General features: G+C 49.1%; 17 protein-coding genes and 1 other annotated feature. All 17 genes read left to right on the forward strand.

Annotated features, from left to right (window positions below; all coding sequences use genetic code 11):
• Window positions 1–6: 6 nt before the first annotated feature.
• The 17 genes from L6442_RS08200 to L6442_RS08280 all read left to right on the forward strand — a co-directional run bounded on the left by L6442_RS08200 (window position 7) and on the right by L6442_RS08280 (window position 23,885).
• The gene (locus L6442_RS08200) at window positions 7–726 is read left to right on the forward strand and encodes a precorrin-2 dehydrogenase/sirohydrochlorin ferrochelatase family protein (RefSeq protein WP_212980081.1); all 720 of its coding nucleotides are present in this window, start codon (window positions 7–9) and stop codon (window positions 724–726) included.
• Window positions 656–1,618, forward strand: coding sequence for a hydroxymethylbilane synthase (gene hemC / locus L6442_RS08205; RefSeq protein ID WP_212980080.1), 963 nt, complete (start codon window positions 656–658; stop codon window positions 1,616–1,618). Before L6442_RS08200 ends, hemC begins: the two co-directional genes overlap by 71 nt.
• A gap of 12 nt (window positions 1,619–1,630) precedes the next feature.
• Window positions 1,631–3,184 carry a uroporphyrinogen-III C-methyltransferase gene (cobA, locus tag L6442_RS08210; RefSeq protein WP_212980079.1) on the forward strand — a complete coding sequence of 518 codons (1,554 nt, stop codon included), beginning with the start codon at window positions 1,631–1,633 and terminating at the stop codon, window positions 3,182–3,184.
• A gap of 60 nt (window positions 3,185–3,244) precedes the next feature.
• Window positions 3,245–4,246, forward strand: a complete 1,002-nt coding sequence (hemB, locus tag L6442_RS08215; RefSeq protein ID WP_194235361.1) for a porphobilinogen synthase — start codon at window positions 3,245–3,247, stop codon at window positions 4,244–4,246.
• Between the two features lie 25 nt (window positions 4,247–4,271).
• The gene (gene hemL, locus L6442_RS08220) at window positions 4,272–5,573 is read left to right on the forward strand and encodes a glutamate-1-semialdehyde 2,1-aminomutase (protein WP_237100267.1); all 1,302 of its coding nucleotides are present in this window, start codon (window positions 4,272–4,274) and stop codon (window positions 5,571–5,573) included.
• Window positions 5,573–6,472 (forward strand): RluA family pseudouridine synthase, encoded by a 900-nt coding sequence (locus L6442_RS08225; RefSeq protein WP_212980078.1) that lies wholly within the window; start codon window positions 5,573–5,575, stop codon window positions 6,470–6,472. The genes hemL and L6442_RS08225 overlap by 1 nt, the downstream gene beginning before the upstream one ends.
• Window positions 6,473–6,688: 216 nt before the next feature.
• The gene (locus L6442_RS08230; RefSeq protein ID WP_212980077.1) at window positions 6,689–8,008 is read left to right on the forward strand and encodes a LysM peptidoglycan-binding domain-containing protein; all 1,320 of its coding nucleotides are present in this window, start codon (window positions 6,689–6,691) and stop codon (window positions 8,006–8,008) included.
• 412 nt (window positions 8,009–8,420) lie between these two features.
• Window positions 8,421–8,716 (forward strand) — a binding site (T-box leader).
• An 82-nt stretch (window positions 8,717–8,798) separates the two neighbouring features.
• On the forward strand, window positions 8,799–11,465 hold the full coding sequence (locus L6442_RS08235; protein ID WP_212980076.1) for a valine--tRNA ligase: 2,667 nt from the start codon (window positions 8,799–8,801) through the stop codon (window positions 11,463–11,465).
• A 174-nt stretch (window positions 11,466–11,639) separates the two neighbouring features.
• Window positions 11,640–13,010: a bifunctional folylpolyglutamate synthase/dihydrofolate synthase gene (locus L6442_RS08240; RefSeq protein ID WP_212980075.1), complete on the forward strand. Its 1,371-nt coding sequence runs from the start codon at window positions 11,640–11,642 to the stop codon at window positions 13,008–13,010.
• Window positions 13,011–13,014: 4 nt separating this feature from the next.
• Window positions 13,015–14,379 carry a UDP-N-acetylmuramate--L-alanine ligase gene (gene murC / locus L6442_RS08245; RefSeq protein WP_212980084.1) on the forward strand — a complete coding sequence of 455 codons (1,365 nt, stop codon included), beginning with the start codon at window positions 13,015–13,017 and terminating at the stop codon, window positions 14,377–14,379.
• A 175-nt stretch (window positions 14,380–14,554) separates the two neighbouring features.
• On the forward strand, window positions 14,555–15,823 hold the full coding sequence (locus L6442_RS08250) for an SPOR domain-containing protein (protein ID WP_212980074.1): 1,269 nt from the start codon (window positions 14,555–14,557) through the stop codon (window positions 15,821–15,823).
• A 121-nt stretch (window positions 15,824–15,944) separates the two neighbouring features.
• Window positions 15,945–16,187 (forward strand): DUF4321 domain-containing protein, encoded by a 243-nt coding sequence (locus L6442_RS08255; RefSeq protein WP_194235224.1) that lies wholly within the window; start codon window positions 15,945–15,947, stop codon window positions 16,185–16,187.
• A gap of 24 nt (window positions 16,188–16,211) precedes the next feature.
• On the forward strand, window positions 16,212–17,003 hold the full coding sequence (locus L6442_RS08260) for a Maf family protein (protein WP_212980073.1): 792 nt from the start codon (window positions 16,212–16,214) through the stop codon (window positions 17,001–17,003).
• A 323-nt stretch (window positions 17,004–17,326) separates the two neighbouring features.
• Window positions 17,327–17,737 (forward strand): hypothetical protein, encoded by a 411-nt coding sequence (locus L6442_RS08265; RefSeq protein ID WP_120463246.1) that lies wholly within the window; start codon window positions 17,327–17,329, stop codon window positions 17,735–17,737.
• 246 nt (window positions 17,738–17,983) lie between these two features.
• The gene (locus tag L6442_RS08270; protein WP_210088652.1) at window positions 17,984–18,424 is read left to right on the forward strand and encodes a hypothetical protein; all 441 of its coding nucleotides are present in this window, start codon (window positions 17,984–17,986) and stop codon (window positions 18,422–18,424) included.
• 200 nt (window positions 18,425–18,624) lie between these two features.
• A complete protein-coding gene (locus L6442_RS08275) occupies window positions 18,625–22,119 on the forward strand; it encodes a hypothetical protein (RefSeq protein ID WP_210088651.1) in 3,495 nt (1,164 codons plus the stop codon).
• 176 nt (window positions 22,120–22,295) lie between these two features.
• Window positions 22,296–23,885: a stalk domain-containing protein gene (locus L6442_RS08280; RefSeq protein WP_237100268.1), complete on the forward strand. Its 1,590-nt coding sequence runs from the start codon at window positions 22,296–22,298 to the stop codon at window positions 23,883–23,885.
• The last annotated feature ends 145 nt before the right edge of the window (window positions 23,886–24,030 follow it).

A 24,030-nucleotide genomic window follows, 5' to 3' on the forward strand; every position in this document is an offset into this window, starting at 1 on the left:
TGACGGATGCCTGGATATGTGCCTGTCATGCTGGATTGTGAAAATCGAAGCTGCATGGTTATCGGGGGAGGAAGGGTTGCCGAAAGGAAGATCGGGGAATTGCTTGTGGCTTCGGCGCTCGTGACTGTTATTAGTCCCGCGGTGACACCGGTTATCCGGCAGTACCATGAGCAGGGCAAACTTAATTGGATGCCTAAGATGTATACCTGTGGGGATCTGGAGGGCGCGTTTATGGTTCATGCCGCCACCGATGATTCCAAAGTGAACAGGGCCGTAGCGGATGAAGCACGGGCGAGGGGTATTCTTGCCAACGTGGCCGACCAGCCGGAGCTTGGCGATTTTATCCATCCCAGCGTCCTGCGGCGCGGCCGGCTTCTTATCGCCGTATCGGCTTCGGGAGCGGGACCGCTTGCGGCTAGGGCCATTCGCCGAAAGCTTGAAGATGATTACGGGGTGGAATATGAGGCTTACCTCGATGTTTTATATGAGATGCGGCAGGCGATCCGGGAACAGGTTGATGATCCCGAGTCCCGGCGGGTTTTGTTAAGCAAGGTTGCCGGTGAAGAGATGTTTGCCCTACTGAGGCAGGGCGGTTTCAAATCTTGGAGCCAGGAAGAAATCAAGCATTGGATCAAGAACAATCAGGAGGAAAAGAATGCGGACAATCGTAGTGGGCAGCAGACAAAGCGCGCTGGCATTGACACAGACGGGCCAGGTTATCGATGATCTGAAGAAGCTTTGCCAAGAGCATGGCTTTGAATTCGAATTTGAAGTGAAAAAAATTGTGACCAAGGGGGACCGCATTCTCGATGTGACGCTTTCCAAGGTGGGCGGCAAGGGATTGTTTGTGAAGGAAATCGAGCAGGCCATGCTGGCCGGGGAAATTGATATGGCGGTTCACAGCATGAAAGACATGCCTTCCATTCTGCCGGACGGTTTGACGAACGGAGCTGTGCCGCGCCGCGTGGACCCGCGCGACTGCCTGATTACGCTTGACGGAAAAGGCATTGATGATTTGCCGCAGGGGGCCAGGGTCGGAACAAGCAGTCTCCGCCGCTCAAGCCAGCTCAAAGCCTATCGTCCCGATCTGGAGCTTGAACCGGTTCGCGGCAACATCGATTCCCGTTTGAAGAAGCTTGAAACCGAAGGTTTCCAGGCGATTCTGCTGGCTGCAGCCGGGCTGTACCGGATGGGATGGGAGGACAGAATCACCTCTTATATCCCCGCAGACATTTGTTTGCCTGCGGTCGGACAAGGCGCGCTCGGCATTGAATGCCGCGAGGATGACGAAGAGCTGCTGAAGCTGCTGGCTTTGTACAATGACAAAGAATCCGAGATGGCTGTTGCTGCCGAGCGGAGATTCCTTGGGGTGCTGAACGGCGGCTGCCAAGTTCCGATCGGAGCTCATGCGATATTGGTCAAGGCGCCGGAAGAACATACCCTTGCCGGACAAAACGTTATACAATTGACGGGGATGGTCGGCTCTCCGGAAGGAGATGTCATCCTGAAAGAAACCTTGCTTGGATTGGATCCGGTGAAGCTTGGTGAAGAAGTGGCCGGCAAGCTCATTGAACGTGGAGCAGAGAAAATTCTCGAACAAGTCAAGGAAATAGATTAAGGGGATGAAGAGATGGCGGGAAAAGTATATCTGGTTGGTGCAGGCCCGGGTCATGCCAAGTTAATTACTGTGAAAGGCCTCGAGTGTCTGCAAAAAGCGGATGTGGTTGTCTACGATCGTCTTGCCGCTCCCCAGCTGCTTGGGGCAGTCAAGCCCGGAACCCGTAAAATCTATGTTGGTAAGCTGCCGGACCGCCATACGATGAAGCAGGAGGATATCAATCGGCTTCTCGTTGATCTGGCCATGGAAGGCAGCACTGTCGTCCGCCTTAAAGGCGGAGACCCGGTGATTTTCGGCCGCGTCGGCGAAGAAGCCGCGCTCCTGAAGAAACATGGCATTCCTTATGAGATCGTTCCAGGGGTTACGGCCGCGACCGCCGTACCCGCATATGCCGGCATCCCCGTGACCCACCGCGAAGCGGCTTCATCGGTGTCGATTATTACAGGCCATGAAAGCCCGGATAAGCTGGACCTTATGATCGATTGGGAGAAAGTTACAAATGCAACGGGGACGCTTGTTTTTATGATGGGCGTATCCAAAATTGGATACATCGCTAATCAATTGATGCGGTATGGACGAGCCGCCGATACTCCAGTCGCTTTGGTGCGGTGGGGAACCCGTGCCGAGCAGGAGACGCTGGCGGGAACATTGGCGGATATTGAGCAGCGCGTCATTGCCGCCGATTTCAAACCGCCGGCCGTCATTGTTGTCGGCGATGTGGTCCTTCAGCGGGAGCTGCTTAAGTGGGCAGAAGATCTTCCGCTATTTGGCAAGCGCATTTTGGTTACCCGCGCCAGGTCTCAGGCCGCCGAGCTTGTCAACCGGATTGATGAGCTGGGCGGCGAGGCCTATGAATTTCCGGTTATTGAAACGGTCTATCCGCAAGACCCCGATATGATTTTCCGGGTGCAGGAGGCTTTGTCTCGGCTCGATAGCTATGATTGGGTATTATTTACGAGCGTTAACGGCGTCGAATACTTTTACCGGCATTTGGCCGAACAAGGCCGGGATATCCGAAGCCTTGCTCAGGCCAAAATTGCGGCGGTCGGACCGGCTACGGCAGACGCGTTGAAGGAGCGGGGGATTCTGCCGGTTGAGCTTCCAGGGCGTTTTCAGGCGGAAGGGTTGATCGAAACCCTGGGCAGCCGGCTCATCCCCGGTCAGAAAGTGCTGCTTCCGCGGGGGAATCTCGCGCGTACCTGGCTTCCCGAAAAGCTCGCGGAGATGGGACTTGATGTGACCGCGGTTGATACTTACCAGACCGTGATAAGTCAGGACCAGGATCATGAACTGATTAAGCTTCTTGAGGAACAGGCCATTGACATGATCACCTTTACCAGTTCCTCGACAGTGACCCATCTGATCGAAAAGTTGAAACGGATGGGCGTGGAGGATCCTGTTCGGCTGCTCGGTTCGACCGAGGCGGCGTGTATCGGGGAAATTACGGCCAAGACCGCCCGGGAAGCGGGGCTGCGCGTCAGCGTTGAGGCCGGACAAGCGACCGTTGACGGGCTGCTGGATTCCCTGTGTGAATACATGAAAAATGGGCGTCAGCACATGAAATAAATATTTTGAAACTTCCGGATGATGCAAAATCCGGACAGAGCAAACAGGAGGTAAATTGATATGAGTTTTCCGATCGTAAGACATCGCCGTTTGCGTCAATCTACAGGCATGCGTAATTTGGTCCGTGAGACGGTTCTTAACGTTCATGATCTGATCATGCCGATTTTTGTAACCTATGGGGAGGGCGTGAAAAACGAAATTTCCTCTATGCCGGGAATTTACCATTTTTCGCTGGACACTTTGAAAGAAGAAGTGGATGAAATCGTAGCGCTCGGTATTCCGGCCGTTCTGCTGTTTGGGATTCCGGAAACGAAAGACAGCGTGGGAACTTCCGCTTTTGTGGAAGACGGGATCGTACAGGAGGCAACCCGCCTCATCAAGAAATGGTATCCGGATCTGCTTGTTGTAGCCGATACCTGCCTATGCGAATTTACGGATCACGGCCATTGCGGCATGGTCCATACCTTTGAAGTGGACGGGCATGTTCATGGCGATGTGATGAACGACGAATCGCTGGAGCTGCTGACAAAGACGGCCGTATCACAGGCCAAAGCCGGTGCGGATATTATCGCTCCGTCGAACATGATGGACGGGTTCGTACAAGCGATCCGCACGGGCCTCGACGAAGCGGGATTTGAACATGTGCCGATCATGTCCTATTCGGTTAAGTACGCTTCCGCATTCTACGGGCCTTTCCGCGAAGCCGCGGATTCGGCGCCGCAGTTCGGCGACCGCAAAACTTATCAGATGGATCCGGCCAATGCCCGTGAAGCGCTGCGCGAAGCCGAAACGGACGTTCTGGAAGGCGCGGATATGCTGATGGTCAAACCGGCCCTTGCCTATATGGACGTGATCCGCACCTTGAAGGATCAATTTGATCTGCCGCTGGTAGCCTATAATGTGAGCGGCGAATATTCCATGGTGAAAGCGGCTGCGCTTCAAGGATGGATCAATGAACAGGCGATCGTGCAGGAAATGCTGACAGGTATGAAACGCGCCGGAGCGGATATCATCATTACTTATTTTGCGAAAGACGCAGCCCGCTGGATGCAGGAGCGTTAAAATTATTGAAACGGGAGTGACGTTCATGAGCAGTATGTCTGGAATGCGTAAAGAAGAGGCTTCCCGCACCGCGTTTGAAGAAGCCAAGCATTATCTTCCCGGCGGGGTGAACAGCCCGGTACGGGCTTTTAAATCGGTTGGCCTGACGCCAATCTATGTGGACCATGCCAAAGGCTCGCAGATATATGATATCGACGGCAACAGCTTCATCGATTATGTTTGCTCTTGGGGTCCCCTCATTATGGGACATGCTCATCCCGAAGTCATTGCAGCCATTCAGGAAACCGCATCGAAAGGCACGAGCTTCGGAGCTCCGACTTTGATCGAAACCGAGATGGCCAAGCTGGTCTGCGAACGCGTGCCTTCGATCGACGTGGTACGGATGGTCAACTCGGGCACGGAGGCGACGATGAGCGCGATCCGTCTTGCGCGCGGATTTACGGGACGCGGCAAGATCGTGAAATTCGAAGGCTCGTACCACGGCCACGCGGACAGTCTGCTGATCAAAGCGGGTTCCGGCGTAGCGACGCTTGGCCTGCCCGACAGTCCTGGCGTACCGGAAAGCGTGGCAACGAATACCATTACCGTGCCTTACAACGATCTGGAATCGGTTAAAATGGCTTTTGAACGTTTCGGGGAAGAGATTGCCTGCGTTATCGTTGAGCCGATCGCCGGCAACATGGGGGTAGTGCCCCCGCTTCCGGGCTTCCTGCAAGGCCTGCGCGACATTACGACGCGTTACGGCAGCCTGCTGATCTTCGACGAAGTGATGACAGGTTTCCGCGTGAATATCCACTCTGCGCAAGGACTGTTTGGCGTCACACCTGACCTGACCTGTCTAGGTAAGGTGATCGGTGGGGGGCTTCCTGTCGGCGCTTATGGCGGCAAACGGGAAATCATGGAGCAAGTAGCTCCGTCCGGACCGATTTATCAAGCGGGAACGCTTAGCGGAAATCCGCTGGCCATGGTTGCCGGTTACACGACGCTTAAGCTGCTGACTCCAGCGGTTTACGACCAGCTTGAAGAACGTGCAGCGCGACTTGCTGCCGGATTCGAGAAAAATGCCAAGGAACTTGGAATTCCCATGACGTTGAACCGGGTCGGCTCCATGGTATGCCCGTTTTTCACCGAAGGTCCTGTCGTGAACTACGATACGGCCAAAGCAAGCGACTTGCAGCGTTTCATCAAATATTTTGCTAACCTGGTCGAAGAGGGCGTCAGCGTCGCTCCTTCCCAGTTCGAGGGCATGTTCGTATCGGCTGCGCACAGCATCCGGGATATCGATGCGACCATTGAAGCCAATTACAATGCCCTGAAAAAGCTGTGATGACCTGGACGCGCCGCGGACAGTGGCTAGAGTTGACCCCAGGGAAAGGTTTAACGGGCGCCAAAGACCGGGATCAGGCTGCGGCAGCATGGTTGCTCGATACATTAGGGATGCCGGATAAGCTGCTTAAACAGCTTCAGGCGAACAAAGGATTAGAATGGAAAGGGGACCGGCTGCGGCTGGCCCTCTTTCCCGTTCAGCCGGTCGGGATCGATCCGGTGTGGCGTGAACTGCCCGTATTGTTCGAAGATGATTTTTGCCTGGTGGTCCATAAGCCCTCCGGCATGAACATTCATCCCGATGGACGAAAAGGTGAAACGGAACCTACGCTCGATCATGTCGTTGCCGCGCATTATCAAATGCAGGGCGAGGACATCGCAGTTAGGCATATTCACAGACTGGACCAGTTTACGTCGGGGCCCGTTTTGTATGCCAAAAACGATTGGGCCCAGCTGAAACTGGATGAGGATATGCGACATAAACGCATTGCCCGAAGTTATGTGGCATTTGCGCAAGGCAGGGTGTCGTCCGAACTTAGGGTGATTGATCTGCCTATCGGCAAAGACCGCCATCACAAGCAGCGAAGACGTGTTTCGCCGACTGGGCAAACGGCGGTAACGCATGTGCGCGTTGACGAGGTATTTAAGCAAGCTACCTTGGTGCGTCTGGAGCTGGAGACGGGGCGTACGCATCAAATTCGCGTCCATCTCAGTCATTTGGGGCATCCGCTGTTGGGCGACGCGCTTTATGGCGGCAGTACGGCGTTGATTAACCGGCAGGCGCTGCATGGGGAGAAGCTTGCTTTTACCCACCCGTTTACCGGGGAACGGATCGAAATCACGGACCCTTGGCCAAACGATATGCAGCATCTTTATGCAAAGCTGAGCATGAGGCATTGAGCTTGAATATAGCATGAAAGCGAATAGTAACTTACAGAAGTCATAACAGACAACCGTATATAGCAAGAAAATTATTGGCGCAAACCGCCAGGGCAGGCGCAAAACTGGAATGCCCACCTATTTGGAGCATATAGATAAAATGAGTAACGCTTTTTGGGCTTATGACATTGAAGCGGCCCTCATGGTTAGAAATATGCCGAAAGGAGGACATGATCTGTGTTTGACCAGTCCTACGGTTTGCGTTTTGATATTTATGAACGGATTCATTTAACGGAAGAAGTGCCGGGAATCGCGGAATTGGAAGAAATTGAACTGCTGCCTCATATTCAGGTCATTAGTCAGGATGAGCAGGTCGCACTCCGCGGCCATTTGCTTTTAACCGGCCTGTATCAAGGCGACGGAGAGGATGACGGCTCGCAGCAATTGGAACATTTTATCCCTGTTGAAATTACCGTGCCGGCTAACCGGGTGTCTTCGCTGGACGATATTGCCGTTGAGATCGAAAATTTCGATGTGGATCTCTTATCCAAAAGAAGTCTGAATATTACGGGGGTCCTCTCGCTGCGCGGGATCGAAACCGGGGCAAATGATTCTTCCGCTGCATGGAATGCCGATGAATTTACGGTTGTACATGCGTCCGATGACCCGCCGGTGGCGTCCGTGCAGGCTTCTTTTGTGGAAGAAGAGGAGGAAAGCGCGGATGAGGCGGAGATCAGGGAAACATTTGATCAAGCCGAGTCGGACGGCGGTGAAACGGCGGCTATCGCGGCGGCAAGTTTCGCTAGTCCTGAATTTTATGAAACTCCCAGCATTTCCGAAATCGAGGCGCAGCCCGAACAAGCCTTTGAACCGCCTTCAGTGCAGCGGAACACGGATGAGCCGCCGCAGGCTGAAGAAGAATCCATACCTGCCGCGGTATATACGGACAAGGAATCCGAGGAACGCAGCGGGCATAAAAAAGAACCCGTCAGCGTTTGGCATTTTGAGCATGAAGAGGAAGCGGAACTGCTATATCCGGAGAAAACGGCCATTCAGGCTGAAGAGAAGTCGGAGAGTGAGATTCATCTAGCTTCCGTAGAGCAAGAACAACTCTCGGAACCGACGTTTCCGTTCAGCGCCTTCCAGCATGAATCGGTACCGCAGGAAGAAACTCAGGATGAGCGGGAAATGAGGGTTGCCCTCGGCAGCAAAAAGGAAAGGAAAGAAAGCGAGAAGGACGCCATTGGTTTTTCCTCGCTCCTCTCTTCAAGCCGCTCCCTGAAAGAACAGGAGCAGCAGGCGCTGCCGGAAGAGGCCCCGAAAGAGGAAGCTGAACGCGAATCGGCGGGAAATGACGATATTCAGTGGCAAAACCTGTTTCTTGGAAGCAATTCCGAAAAAAATCAATTCCGCAAGGTACGACTGTGCATCGTGCAGCGCGAGGAAACGCTTGAAACGATTGCGAGCCGCTATCAGATTACCGCCCGCGAGATACTGCTGTATAACCGTTTGGCGGAGCAGACTGTTGAGGAAGGACAGATCTTGTACATTCCGTAATACACTGATTGCAAGGAGAGCGCTGGTGCCAGTATCGGAACCGGCGCCCTTTTTTTGTGCCAATCGAAAAAAAGGTTTGGGGTCCCCGCAAAGTAATCGGAATAAGCTTCGAAGGCTGCACGTCACTTTGTGGGGTTGTTAAAAAGGTTTGTGGTCCCCGCAAAGTAATCGGAATGAGCTTCGAAGGCTATACGTCACTCAGCACTTTTGCTTCGCAAAAGCCCTCCTCTGCAAGAGGCGTCGTACTTCCTTCCGATACTCTTTGTGGAGTTATTTTGGCTGGTATCCCGGAACCACGGTTTAAGATTGGCGCATATGTTAATAATAAATTCCAAAGAGCGGCTAGGGCCGCGAAGCTTAAGCCCTATGTTGACTAAAGCCTTGAACCAAGTTATGATGTTTATATATTTTGTCAAGAACGATGATCGGGAATAGTAGGATGACATGCCCTTCAGAGAGTGGAATTGCTGCGCTGTGAGATTCCGCAGGATGCTGTTTCAACCGAAGTCGCCCGGGAGTTGTCTGCTTGATCCCGTTTTACGGCGGGTTAGAGCTGGCCGGCTGCAGCCGTTATCTGCATGAAGTGTCGCGTACAATTAAGGTCACTGCCCCAGAAGGGCAGCTTGCCGCTTGCTACCCAAGCGTATTTGCCCTGTTATAACGCGAAACAAAGGTGGTACCGCGAAAGAACAGCCTTTCGTCCTTTGAGGACGAAAGGCTTTTTTGTCTTTGACCAAGGTTTTTTGTCAAACCCTGAAAAAAGATGATTTTGTAATGGAGGAGTGCAAGTATGACGGAACAGGACAACAAATTAACGACGGAGATGCCAACGACATATGATCCGAAGGCGGCCGAAGAGAAATGGTACAAATACTGGATCGACGGCGAGTTTTTCAAGGCGGGACAGCGTAAGGACGCGGAGCCTTACACGATCGTTATCCCGCCGCCGAACGTAACGGGAATGCTGCACATCGGGCATGCGCTCGATTTTACGCTGCAGGATATCCTGATCCGCACCAAGCGGATGCAAGGGTACGATGCGTTATGGCTTCCGGGTTCGGACCATGCGGGCATCGCCACGCAAACGAAAGTGGAGCAGAAGCTTCGTGAAGAAGGGATCTCCCGCTATGACCTGGGCCGCGAGAAGTTCGTGGATAAGGTATGGGAGTGGAAGGAGAAATACGCGGAAACCATTCATGATCAATGGGCGAAAATGGGCTTTTCTCTCGATTATTCGCGAGAACGGTTTACGCTGGATGAAGGGCTGTCCAAGGCGGTGCGCGAAGTTTTTGTTAAGCTGCACCAAAAAGGGCTCATCTACCGCGGCAAACGTATTATCAACTGGGATCCGGCTGCCCGTACGGCGTTGTCCGATATCGAGGTTGAATACAAAGAAGTTCAAGGACATCTGTATCATCTCTCCTATCCGCTGAAGGATGGTAGCGGACATATCACGGTTGCGACCACACGTCCGGAAACGATGCTGGGCGATACCGCGGTTGCCGTTCACCCGAAAGACGAACGCTATAAAGATATGATCGGAAAAATGCTCGTGCTGCCGATTGTTGGGCGCGAAATTCCGATTATTGCCGACGAATACGTCGACAAAGAATTCGGAAGCGGGGCTGTGAAGATTACGCCTGCGCATGATCCGAACGACTTTGAGGTAGGACTGCGCCATGATCTCCCGCAAATTACCGTGATGGATGAGACCGGCACGATGAATGAGCATGCTGGCAAATACGAGGGGCTCGACCGCAGCGATTGCCGCAAGCAAATTGTTAAGGACCTGAAGGAGCAAGGCGTTCTGATTCGGATTGAAGACCATCTGCACCAGGTGGGACACAGCGAGCGCACAGGCGCAGTTGTAGAACCTTATCTGTCCACGCAGTGGTTCGTCAAAATGCAGCCGCTGGCTGAAGCAGCGATTGCCGCTCAGAAAGCGGGCAAAGGCGTCAACTTCGTGCCTGAACGCTTCGAAAAAACGTATTTGAATTGGATCGAAAACGTACGCGACTGGTGTATTTCCCGTCAGCTCTGGTGGGGACACCGCATTCCGGCATGGTATTGCGAATCCTGCGGGGAGATTCATGTTGCCCAAGATGAGGTAACGAAATGCTCCAAATGCGGTTCGGCCGAACTTCATCAGGACGAAGACGTGCTGGATACATGGTTCAGCTCCGGATTGTGGCCGTTCTCGACGCTTGGCTGGCCTGACCAAACCGAAGATTTGAAACGTTATTATCCGACGGATGTGCTTGTGACCGGATATGACATCATTTATTTCTGGGTTGCGCGGATGATTTTTACCGCTCTTGAGTTTACCGGGGAAATTCCATTCAAGGATGTTCTGATGCATGGCTTGGTACGCGATCCGGAAGGCAAAAAGATGTCGAAGTCGCTTGGCAACGGGGTCGATCCGCTCGATGTTATCGAGAAATACGGTGCGGACGCGATGCGCTATATGATTTCAACCAGCAGCACGCCCGGGCAGGATCTGCGTTTCCGCTGGGAGCGGGTAGAGCAGGCCCGGAATTTTGCTAACAAAATTTGGAATGCTTCGCGTTTTGCGCTCATGAATCTCGAAGGATTCGCATATGACGACATTGACATAAGCGGTGAACTGAGCACGGCTGACCGCTGGATTCTGCACCGACTGAACGAAACTTCCCGCGACATTACGCGTCTAATAGATGCCTATGAATTTGGGGAAACCGGTCGTTTGCTTTATAACTTCATCTGGGATGATCTTTGCGACTGGTATATCGAGTTTTCAAAACTGTCGCTGTACGGGGAAGACGAAGCGGCGAAGAAAACGACGAAATCGGTACTTGCTTATGTGCTTGACCGCACACTGCGCATGATCCATCCGTTTATGCCGTTTATCTCCGAGGAGATTTGGCAGCATCTTCCGCATCAGGGCGAGACGATCACGCTGGCCGCTTGGCCTACGTATGATCCGGCTCTTGAAAATGCCGACGCTGCGCGCGAAATGTCCTTGCTCATGGATATGATCCGCGCCGTACGCAACATTCGGGCCGAAGTGAACGTACCAATGAGCAAAAAGGTCGAACTTATGCTCAGCGCCGGGGATGATCAGGTACTGCAAATCGTGAACCGCAATGAAATTTACGTTCAGCGCTTCTGCAACACGTCGAGCTTTGTTGCTGGAGTTGCACTTGAGGCACCGGATAAAGCGATGACTGCGGTCGTAACCGGAGCCGAGCTTTATTTGCCGCTTGCGGGGCTGATCGATATCGACCAGGAAATTGCCCGTCTTGAAAAGGAGCTCGCGCACCTGACCAGCGAAGTGGAGCGCGTTGAGAAGAAACTCGGTAACCAAGGCTTCGTGTCCAAAGCGCCTGCGAAGGTCATCGAAGAAGAAAAAGCCAAGATGGCCGATTACTCCGAAAAACGGAGCAAGGTGATAGCGCGGATCGAAGAGCTGAAGGGCTGAAATTGAGCAGTTACGATTGACCGGGGAGCTTGCAATAAGGCGCGATCAAAAAAATAATAGACCATTCGATTTGCCTGAATCTTGCAATGACGAGTATTTTTCGTGCAAATCTGATTCACAATTTTTTTTGATCGCGCCTACCTGGACCAAATATATTCAGAAGGTGAATGGGAAATGGGAGATCAATTTGAAGCTTCTGCGCATCTGCACACCTATACGGAAGCTGCAGACTGGATTAACGGGCTGATTCCTTTCGGAATCCGCCCCGGCATGTCAAGAATTGAAAAAATGATGGAAATGCTGGGAAATCCACACCAGCGGCTGAAATTCATTCATGTGGCGGGGACGAACGGCAAAGGTTCGACCTGCGCGTTCCTGACACGGGTCCTGCTGCAAAACGGTTATACGGTGGGAACGTTCACTTCCCCCTACATCACCAAATTCACGAACCGGTTTCAATATAACGGCGAGGATATTCCCGAGGAGACCTTGCTTGCTCTTACGAACCGCCTTTACCCGATTGTGCAGGCTATTTCAGCGACCGAGCTCGGATCCCCGACGATGTTCGAAGTTTCGACGGCGCTCGCGATTCTTTATTTTGCTGAGGAATGCGTGCCGGATATTGTCGTATGGGAGACGGGGCTTGGGGGAAGGCTGGATGTAACCAATATTGTATATCCAGTGGTCTCGGTCATTACCAATGTAGGTATGGACCATACCGACATTCTTGGCGATACCGTAGAACAAATTGCTTTTGAGAAGGCGGGGATCATCAAACCAGGTGTGCCTGTGGTAAGCTGCGTTCAGCAGCCTGAAGCAGTTGAAGTTCTGCGGAAAAAAGCGGAGGAATGCCGTTCGACCCTGTATTTGGCAGGAGAAACATTCAATTATGAATATACGGGCGAGCAAGGTTCATATCAATCCTTCCATTTTACCGGACCCTTCCGTGAGTATGATATTGAGATCAGCATGAAAGGGGAGCATCAAATCGCCAATGCATCCGGGGCCCTGATGGCTCTGGAGGTTTTGCGCCAGTACATGGCTTTTGTCATGGAAGAAGAAGATATTTTGAAAGGATTCCGTGAAACGGCATGGGCCGGACGGATGGAGGAAATATCCGGTCCGCCGCGCATCGTGCTGGATGGAGCCCATAATCCGGAGGGCGCGGAATCCTTGCGGAAAAGCATTGAACGGCATTATCCGCATAAACACTTAAATTTGATGATGGGAATGCTGTCGAATAAGCATCATGAATCCTATTTGAAGCATATACTTCCTATAGTGGATACGCTTATCCTGACCGAGCCGGACTTCCGGAGAAAAATGGATGCCGCCGAGCTGCATGAAATTGCGGAGGGGCAGAAGCATTCCTACGGCAAACCAGGTTTGCAGATCATCGTAGAACCGGATTGGAAAAACGCACTAGAACTACTTAAGTCACGGACAGAAGCGGAGGATTTGGCGGTGGTATCCGGCACGCTGTATCTAATCTCGGATGTGCGGGCCGCTTTGCTGGGTCAAACCGATTCTGAAAAAGGTTGGTGAAAATCTGTTGAATTCTGAACATGTTCATTTTATCGGTATTGGTGGCTACGGGATGAGCGCCATTGCACGGGTTATGCTTGAAATGGGATACAAGGTCACAGGTTCGGATGTGGCTTCCCAGGAATTAACGGAAAAGTTGGCTGCCAAAGGCGCCAAAATTTATATCGGACATACGGCCGAACAGGTGCATGGAGCGGATTTGGTCGTGTACTCGACAGCTTTGTCCAAGGATAATGTGGAGCGGGTGGAAGCGGAACACCTTAACATTCCGATTCTGCACCGTTCACAGATGCTGGCAAGATTGTTGAACGAAAGAAAAGGCGTGGCCGTTGCCGGAGCGCACGGCAAAACGACGACGTCCTCCATGATCGCATTGGTCATGGAGGAATGCGGAGTTGACCCGACGTATATCATCGGCGGGGAGATTATGAATGTGGGCACGAATGCCAAGGCCGGCAAAGGCGAATTCGTCGTAGCCGAAGCCGATGAAAGCGATGGCTCGTTCTTGCAGTACCATCCTTGGATCGGCGTTGTGACCAATATCGAAGCCGATCACCTGGAAAATTACGACGGGGATTTTGGAAAACTGAAGAAAGCGTATGTTCAGTTTCTGAATCAGATCCGTGAGGATGGAACAGCAGTTGTATGTGCGGATGATGCCAATATCCGCTCGATCATTCCGGGCATTCACTGCCAGGTGGTCACATACGGCATTGAAGCCGATGCGGAATATACGGCCGATGAAATTGTTCTCGGCGACCGTCATGTCACCTTCACGATGAAGCATAATAATGTTCCCCTCGGAACTGTTGAGCTTCCTGTGCCGGGACGACATAATGTATCCAATGCGATGGCTACCATCATTTCATGCCTTAAAGCAGGCATTCCGTTTGAGCAAATCGCCAAAGCGATTTCCAAGTTTCATGGGGCCAAGCGCCGCTTTCAGGTGCTCGGCGAGAAGAACGATATTCTCATTATCGACGACTACGCCCATCATCCGACGGAGATCGAAGCAACGATTCAAGCAGCCAAAGCGACGGGCAAACGCATTGTTGCCGTATTCCAGCCGCAGCGGTATACCCGCACTTTCTTCTTGCTGGATGCCTTCAGCCGCGCGTTTGGCGAAGCGGATGAAGTAATCATCACGGATATCTATTCGCCGACAGGCGAGAAGCAGATCGAGGGCGTAAGTTCTTCCAAGCTGGTAGAGTTGATCGTTAAGAACAGCAACGCCAGCGCCAGATATCTTCCGACGAAGGAAGATGTGCTGAACGATCTGCAGCAAAAACTCGAGCCGGGTACTTTGGTGATTACGATGGGAGCCGGGGACATTTGGAAGGTCGGCTACCAACTGGCGAAGGAGCTATAGCCCCTGCAGGGGCACGGCTGCTTACATAGGATTGTTTCGCCTTAAAGGATAGGGCTGTTTCATTGTGGGGCTTGGCCGCATAATGAAACAGCCTTTTTGGTTTTTTTCAGGCGGCATAACTTTGGACAATCTGTCATATATACTCTGTAATGAGACATGGGTGAGGTGTATGGCCGTGAATAAAGCGAGAATGACTTTTCGTTTTAATGAGGATAGCGCCCGTCAGGTTGAAGTTGTGCAGGAGGAACATAAAACCGCTCCGATAATGTCCGATGAGGGAACAAGAGGATTTCAAAGGCTGGAGCATAAGGACAGCTGCTTAGATTCCCGCGGGGACCTTGCACGGGATGGGGGAAATGATGCCTGGAATCACCGGCATGAGATGCCAAGCGCGATACAGATCCGGTCAGAATCCTCGGATCCGGGCGCTGAGCCTTTGAACCAGGATGTTACATTAAACGAGATATTGCCCAAGCAGCAGACAGGCCGGATGGAAGAGGAAAACAGGCGGGAGGACGGGGAAGAGTACTGGCGGTACGACAACGGAGTCTCGGATCAGGGAGAGCCTTGGCGAAATATTGCGGATATGGTGTATCCGCAGCTTGGAGACGTGACCTACCGTCCGAGACGTCCCGTCTCACTGTGGAAGATCATTGGAACCGTCACTGGCGCCGTGGTGACGGGAGCGTTGTTCGGGCTGGTTTTGCTCTCCTTCTTCAAGGACGGCACAGGAGCTTCTTTGTTACCGGTAAAGCCCGGCGCGGAAAACCCGGCTGCGATCCAGAAGGCAACAGTCGACAAGGCGGCGCCTGTTGCCGTGCAAATCCAGGGACAGTCGTATTATGTGCTTCAATATGGCGTATTTAGCAGCAAAGAGCGGGTCGCTCAGGCTAAAAAGGAGCTCCAGCAGTACGGTATAGCCGCAGAAAGCGATCCGGATCAGGAAAACAGGGTGTATGCCGGCATCTCGCCTGACCGCGAGCAGGCCAAACTTCTCAGCAGCCAACTGAAGGCCGCCAGGGGAATGGATCTGTACGTCAGGGAAATTTCGTTGCCTGCGGCAAACGAATTGAAATTTGGCGGGGAAGCGAAGGTCGTTAACCAATATTTTGCTGTGAGCTCCGAGTTTGTTTCAACGCTTTGCAAACTTTCCGTCACGCTGCTTGGGCAGGAGAAACCGGCTGCTCTGACTTCGGATCAGACGGCAGCGGTCACCGATCTCCACAGCCGCTGGATGGAAGCGATAAAATCGCTTCAGACCGGGCTTGGGGCGGATGGGGAGAAGCTTGCCTTGCAGCTTGAGCAAACGATGAACAGCGCAATTTCCGCGGTAACGGAATACAATCGGAACGCATCCAAGGGACTGCTGTGGGAAGTTCAATCCAGTATGATGAAATATGTCATGCAGCAAAAAGAATTAATTAGTGTACTGGAAAAAGCATAGTATGCCAAACGCTTCCGGCAAGGAACTGGAAATAGTTCCCCATGCCGGATTTCTGTTTGTATTGATGTCCAAATAAACGTATAATAAATTGGGTGTCAAATTATGGCGAGGGAAGAGAAGGATGAAGAAGAACGTAGGAATACTGCTCTTATTTTTGCTGCTTGGCTGGCTGGCAGGAGCCTGGATCGCAAAGGCCCTGGAACCTGTTCAAGCCCTTTCTTTTCTGACCGCATCAACGATGATTAAGTGGTCACCACAAGCTAATTTGGACATTATCAGCTACAATATCACCATTCAAATGAAATTGAGCCTGCTTAGTTTGATCGGCGTCATTATCTCCGTGTGGCTGTATCGCAGGCTGTAACTAACAGAGAAGGAGATCCTTTCATTGAAATCAAACACTTCGCGCCGTATAGTACTTGCGTCGACCTCACCCAGAAGGCAGGAACTGATTGCTTCTCTACATATACCGTATGAGATTCATCCAAGTCATGTAGATGAACATACTCCTAAGGAGTGGTCTCCTGAACATATTGTAGAAGAGCTTTCGCTTCGCAAAGCGCAGGCTGTATATGCCGAGATTGCTGATCCAGGGGAGGATGCTGTCGTTGTCGGCAGCGATACCATCGTTGTCCTGGGGGATGAGGTACTTGGCAAACCTGCGGATGATGAAGACGCCTTTCGGATGCTGAAATCATTACAGGGCAGAACCCATCAGGTATACACGGGGATCGCCTGTATCGATGCGGCAAACGGACAAACGCAGGTTCGCCACCGCATGACCCTGGTCACGATGAAAGAACTATCGGATGCCCAGATTAAGGCTTATATCAAGAGCGGCGAGCCGAGCGACAAGGCAGGGGACTACGACACCACAATGCACCTTGGAGACATTGGTCAGTATCGTGTATTATCTCAGTCGCCAAGCGGACAGCCAGAGGTAATTGTGGGACATACTGTCAGTAAAGTAACGTTTAGACCTATGAGTGACGCGGAAATCGAAGCTTATGTAAAAACTGGTGAGCCACTCGATAAGGCAGGAAGTTACGGGGCACAGGGGTTGGGCGCTGTTTTTATTGAAAAAATTGAGGGTGATTTTTTCAGTATAATGGGGCTACCCTTAAACCTGTTGTACCAAATGCTCCTGAAATTTGGTATTAGTCCATTTCAAGAAAAATAGAGTTTTTCTAACGGAAGGTGCTAAAATTTTTAGCACCTTTTTCGTGGTATTCGACCTTATATACTTGGGTTTCATCTGAAGGACAAAATGTTAGCACATTTAAAAAGCTAAAGGAGAAATCCATAAGCTGTGTTTTATTTTGTAGAGAATTTGAAATTCGGATTTGGATACACTTGTACGATTTAAACAAGTACGCTAGAATACACAACAACTTTACAATACTTATATTTTATGGCGTGGGGGTTGGTCGACCACGAAATGCGACCTTATGTTGAAACTGAACTAACGCGTTTAAGAGAACATCAGAAGGACGGTGATTTCCAATGAAGCTCGAGCTAAAAGAAAAGTTGTTCACTCGCTTCCCTTGGTCGATACCAGACAAATCTGACACCATGAGTCCTTGGACACAATATACTTTTGAATGTGGGGACGGCTGGTATCAAATCCTCTGGGACATGTTCACTGAAATAGAAGAAGTCTATAAAAATAATGGAATCAAGATCAAACTAACTGTTGGGCAAATCAAACAAAAATTCGGAGAGTTGAGAGTTTATATTCACGATGCACTTCCCGAAGTCAATGAACTGATAGTTAAGTATCAAGAGATTTCGGTAAAGATATGCGAGGGATGTGGTATTGAGAGTAGCATTCAGCGGAGAGTGCATTACTGGACAACATTATGCGATGACTGTTACGATAAGCGGATTGAAGAAGCAAGAGTAGGATTAGGGTGAATGTCTAATATTATAGGTATTTTCGATGGCTTTTTACCATCCTTCGAAAGTGGGTAACGTTAATAAAGATCTGCAGAATGTATCGAGGAATTCGTAGGGTGACTCCCTTCTACATCACTGGCAAGGCTTCACACTAAGTGTGGGGCTTTGCTTTTTTTTTATTTAAGGTTTTTCTTTTCAAATCGACCTCATTCAAGCTAATGTATTAAAAACGATAACCGGACGTAATTTGGAGGAATGAGAATTGTGACAAATATTACGGGCTACTGGAGCCAAGGAGAAATCATTTATACACATATGGAGGAAGAGGGTATCGCTTTCTTTCCTAAAGGAACAGGATTATTAATTTGGTTCAACCCTTATGTAGAAATAATTGATACATTTCACTGGAGGCATCAGAATGAGAGAGTTTCACTTTTAGGCAAAAAGCAAATTACCTTTCGAGATGATGATCTTTCTGAGATCAAACCTTCTGATCTTAGTGTCGCTGACATTTTAATGAATATGGTCAAACGTAAGTCAATCAATAGCGGAACTGTAAAGGCACTTGAATTCCTAGAGCCAATAGGGTATTCATCTGAAAGTCGATTTGGTTTTATATGCAGGGATATATGGGGTATGGATCATTACAAAAGAAAGCAAGAAGTAATAATGAAATATGGTGAACTCCAGAAAAGTGAAAATTGAAATACACAATCAAGGCAGCTTAAATCCTCAAGCTGTCTTGATTTTTTTTGCACTTAACATACTGCGAGTGATTATTTCTTCAAAAAGAATTTTTAGGGACATGAAAATTCTCGATACTTCAACACCTGAAAGTCAACCAAAAACATATTAAGTAAGAACAATTTTTAAACAATGCAAACTAAAAGAACGGAGGGATACAGTTGAGTGAACCAGAATGGATCGAGGAGTATCTTATGGACATGGATGATGAAGATGCCGCCGCGCCTACCGAGATAAGCTTGAACGCTCTAGCGGCAATGGCACAGGACTTTGCAACTCTAACTGGACTTGATTCAAGTCAATTGCGACACCTTCTAATGGAAAGGGCATTACTGCCACTAGCCTTGAAGAAAGATTTGAACAACGATATAATCCTTTCTTTCAGCAATGAAGATGGCAAGTACAAAGCATTGGTATGTGAGCTATATCCGACTTTGGCTAAGTTAGTGGACAATGTAGATCATTCAAAGAATCGTCCATATTTACAGGAGCTTCTTACAGTTGCAATGTCATTAGTTGTTTGGAACGCAATCGAGAATAAAGTAAAGGCGAAGTCAATCGATACGAAGCAGTTTCAAGGAGTTACCCAACAAGTTTGTGACTCTACGGTTTATTTTGAAAACGAAGTCTTTCCGATCACCGACTTTGTAAGATCAGTTGCAGTAGAGCGCCGCTCCGTAGAGAAGGGTGATTTTGAAGTCATTTCAGATTTGCTTGGGGTATTGAAAGCCTTGAACACTGTCGGAACAGGAAACTCATCGGTTGTTTCTGAAATAGCCACTGAGCCAACACAGGATAAGCAAACCTATATCAAAGAGCTTGCGGCAAAAGGTTTCTTCCCAAAAGATAATAAGACGTCAGTAGCCGGGAAGACGGGTATTCATGACACTCTGATTGGCTTAATCAAGCTGTTCTATTCTGAGTCACCAGTAAGTAGTCTTGGCTTCAAGGATAAAGTGTACATGGTCAATCAATCCCTTTTGGAGTCCAAAGGAGTTAATCCAAAAGGAGTCGATATCTGGAACGCAGCAACGTACACTCTGGACGAAGATTTGATGTTCCGAGTATTCATCAAAGAAGACGATATTTCATTTACAGTTCTGATAAAGCTACCAGTAGGAGTCACCAATTTTGATTTCTCGAGAAAGTCCAGCGAATTGGACGCTATCCCGTTATTATTCAGCAACATGAATCCTTCAGCGGGAACCGTCTACTCCAGTTCCTTAATGAAACAACCGAGAGTCTGTAACTTAGGCTCAACGAGGAAAGTTACGGCAGCCTACGATTGTATCGAAATGGTTTTATCCAAGGACTTACTGGCATTCCGAAACGCAAATTGGTCTTTGCGGGATTACATTAGAGCTTGTCAGGGCGAACAGAACGCCTTTGCTTCATTCGATGATTTGTCTTTAGGTGAGAAGATCGTTGTCGGCGTCATGCCAGGAGCTTTGAAAGCCGAACGATTTGACTGTTCAGGAAAATACAATGTGAGCGGTATTGTAGGTGGAGGAGCCGGTTCAGGTAAGACCGCAATGTATGACAGCTTATTGGTGCAATCAGTTGCCTTACAGGGGGTTGAAGGTAACGGCGCTGTGGTTTTGATCGACCAAAAGGAAGAATGGGTTCCGATTTGGAGGAAGGTGTTTAACAGCTTAGGAGTACCGTTTTACGGTTTTGATGGAGAAGTCCTTAACTCTGCAGAATTGAAATGGGGCGACATCAAGCGAGGGGAAAGAGTAGTCGAGAATATTCCCTTTAAGGTCAATGCTTATATCGGGGGTATCCTTTTTGCCAGAGTGGTTTATCAAACGATTCAGGTTATTCTCAAGGAGACAGGCTGTTCTGACATTATCGAGTTTAATAAAGGCAATCACAATTACAAGGGAATCACAAGGCTTCCGCGCATCTTCTTTTTGGTCGATGAGCTGAATTCTCTTTATGCAAGCATCAAAGGTGATCCTGCAATTCCGCAGAGTGTTTACAAAGGATTGATTTTAGCAAGGTTGACCAGAACAAGCGGCTTCCACTGGTTATTAGGTGGTCAAGATCCGAGTAAGACGCTAATCGCCAGTGATGAGCGAAGCAACTATAACTACAATATCTTCGGCAAGATGGCAGACGAGCGCTATGAGTATTTCGGGGTCACTCAGAATCAAGCGGTTCAAGGCTATGAGAAGAAGCATGGTACCCTCGATAATCCGAGTCCAATCCTGAGCCAGGGGGTATTTTACGCGGGACCGAAAGGGAAAACGGATTTGGTTAAGAGTTTGTTTGTTTCGAAGGATGAACGTCTGGACGCAATCAGAGACTTAAATTCTTCACTTAGCGGCATGCAAGAATTGGACAAAATCGTAAGATTAGCTTTAGCTGAAGGTTATTTTGATGCATTTGAAGTTACATTAGGTAAGCCCAATAACATTGTGTATGTAACCCTTCGTAATTTAGGGGTTATCTCACAAAAGGAATTTGAATATTACACCGAACGTGTATTGAGCGGAAATAACAATGACACATCGGACGTACTTGATGATGCATTGAATGTGTATGAAGCCGATTTTGTTAAAAAGAGCCCAACCACGTCCAACGTAGTTGAGCAGAATCGCCCACTCGAGAAAACATATAGTAGGACGATTTTACCCGAAAGACGAGAAGAACCAGACAACGTCTTGCAATCGAAGAATGCTCGACGTGTAAATCTTAATCCCGTAGTCCATGACCCATACATCCCACCAAGAGAACAAAATGCTTTTTCAGCAACATATGATGCTCAGATTGATCCCGAGGTAAATCCATTTGAAGTATTCAAAGTTGAGAATCGGGAGAACCTCAATCCGATCTCATCTATGACGGCATTCAGAATGATGTCGGATATGCTTATGAAGCAGATTAAGCAAATGGTTGGAGATTTGAAAAGGATTGAAAGCTTTGAAGTCACTGGTAATGGTCTTATCATCAACGATGTTGCATTTAGACCGAGGTTCTCACAAGAAGTATTGAAATCTATGCCTTATGCAATAAGAGTTCAAGTTGAGAAGGGAAATGTCGTAGAGCTATTCCATTTCAAAAACATCTTTAGGTTCAAAAATTTAGTTTGTCTTCGAATTGATAATGCCCGGCTTGCAGAGGGTCGTGTGAGACGCGAAATTGGTTGGAGTCAGAGAAAGTCATGGTTCAAGCTATTCGATCGTTTCCGTTATCTCAGTGAGCTGTATATCGGTGGAGAGTTAATTGCAGATGAGGAGACGGCTAAGGAGTATGACAATCGTGGTCGCGGCGGATTCACGTTAACGGAAAAGTTGAGAAATGCATTCGGTCTTGGGGTAAATGTGGTTTCGTCCTCTCACATGGAACGTGTTTGGGATTCAAAGCCGGTAAGAGTCATGGGAAGTGCGGTAGGATGGACACTAGCCTTTAAAGGGGTAACGTTGGCAGCGAGTTTACTCGGTCCTTGGGGGATCGTTTTCGCAGGTCTTGCAGGTTATAAAGCCTATCAGGAACTAAGAAATCGCCAAGGACATAAACAAACTCAAGTACCAAAACACCTTCAAGGGAAAATGCCAATTCAACAACAAAGGCAAAGTCAGTGGCAATGGCAACAGCAACAGCAAACTCAGGACCCAAGATATCGCCAAGGGACAAAGCGAACTAGACGCTGACCTTGAACTGGCAGTATGACCTTGTCGAATAAAATTGACTTAGCTAATCGGTACATGAGCTTATGGATGATTGTTCAATTTATGCTATTGAAAATTCACTGAATTTCAGGACAAGTTCTCCAAGCAAATTTATAGTACATGTAAAGGAAAAACCAAACGTAAAGGAGGAACGACCAATGCCACCTTATGTAAATGAGGATACCAAGATCTACTCATCGACCGTATACACTAAGGGCAGCTCTAAACGGACTTTCAGTTTTGTCATCAAAGGTATGATAATAAGCGCAGCATTTCTTGCTGGTATAGCTTCAGGGGGGATTTCGGCTCTTGCAGCACCGACTCCCTCCATCCCTCCAACCATCGCCGCGCAACAAGTCCAAGTCAATTTCGAAGATGAGGCGACATTAATAGCCAATCTCAACATGGCGGTTAAAGCGATTAAGGAAGAGGGATGGACGATAGAGAGATTGACCAAGATCATGGATCAATTAACCTTGATTGAGGACAGGTTATTTGAAGGGAATATTTTCAAGGGCAAAGGGAAGTTGAGAAGCCCTCTGAAAACTGCTCTTGCCGAAACTGAAAAAGTGTTTACGGCTCATGGAGCTGATGGATTGTCTACCCTTCGCGAGAATGATGCTCCTGAAAGATTGTATCGAATGCAGGAAATGCTTGGAATGAAGTCCAACCGGAATAATGTTAATTTAGCGCCAGTTGGTCAAAAGAACGAGGTAAAGATCGCTTCAACAGTCAAGGACGAGGTAACAGTCTACATCGATGGTGTTAAGCAAAACTTCCCGCAGTCAGCAATCGTAAAGAATGGAAATACTCTTGTTCCCTTGAGAGGGGTATTTGAAGCGTTAAAAGCGGAAGTAAAATGGGATCAGCCAACTCAAACAGCTACAGCAACTAAAGGAAACACGACCATTAAACTCACGATTGGGCAATCAACAGCTTATGTTAATGGTAAAGCAGTACAACTGTCAGCTAAAGGTGAAGTCATTAATGGAGCGACAATGGTTCCACTTCGCTTTGTTAGCGAAGCCCTTGGGGGAGAAGTTAAATGGGACTCGAAAACAATGACAGCTTATATTGAAAGTGCAAAAGCATCTGATTCGGGTAAGCAACAGGCAGTTGACGGTATTTCTGTAAAGCACGGTAAACACACATACGCTAGTCGAAACCAGAGTGAGTACGATCAAGTAATGAAAATTGTTGAGAATGCGATAAAAGGTTATGACGAATCTGGTTTTGGAGGTGTATATCAGAAGTACTATTACGAATACCTCGATGGAGCTAGATGGTCAGGCGATAAATCGGATCGATCCGACCGAAATCGTGGCTTGTATGCTGCAGAGAATTCAATTGGCGATTTAATAAAGGCTGGAGTCAGTAAAGAAGAGATCGTAAAGGTCGACACAATAGCTTCGATAGCCTATGACTTATTACGAGGGGTACCAGACCCTAAAGATGGCTCTCCGAGATCCGCTTACGACGCCCTTGCACGTTCCCCTCGCATGACAGATTGCGATTCTGACAGTCAGGTGTTTTCAGCAGTATTTGACGCGATGGGCTATAACACGATGATTGGCTCCAGTCCAAATCATGCTCAGGTGTACGTTGAGATAGACGGTAATTGGTATTCAATCATATCTGGCTCGTTTTCTAACGCAGGAACTAGTACTGATATTTCAAAATTCCTGAAAGAAAACCCAGATAGGGGAATCCATACTCAGCCGACTTTCGGAGCTGTGATAAGCAGATAATAAGATCAGTATGAGGCGATGTCATCCACGACATCGTCTTTTTAATTTTGTGAAGATTTTTCAAGACCTAAGCCCAATTTCAAGAGTTGGCGGGACATCTAACTTATAGATACAAGCAAAAGACTGTCATCCAAAACAGTTGAGC

The sequence above is a fragment of the Paenibacillus azoreducens genome (assembly GCF_021654775.1).
GTDB classification, from domain to species: domain Bacteria; phylum Bacillota; class Bacilli; order Paenibacillales; family Paenibacillaceae; genus Paenibacillus_AQ; species Paenibacillus_AQ azoreducens.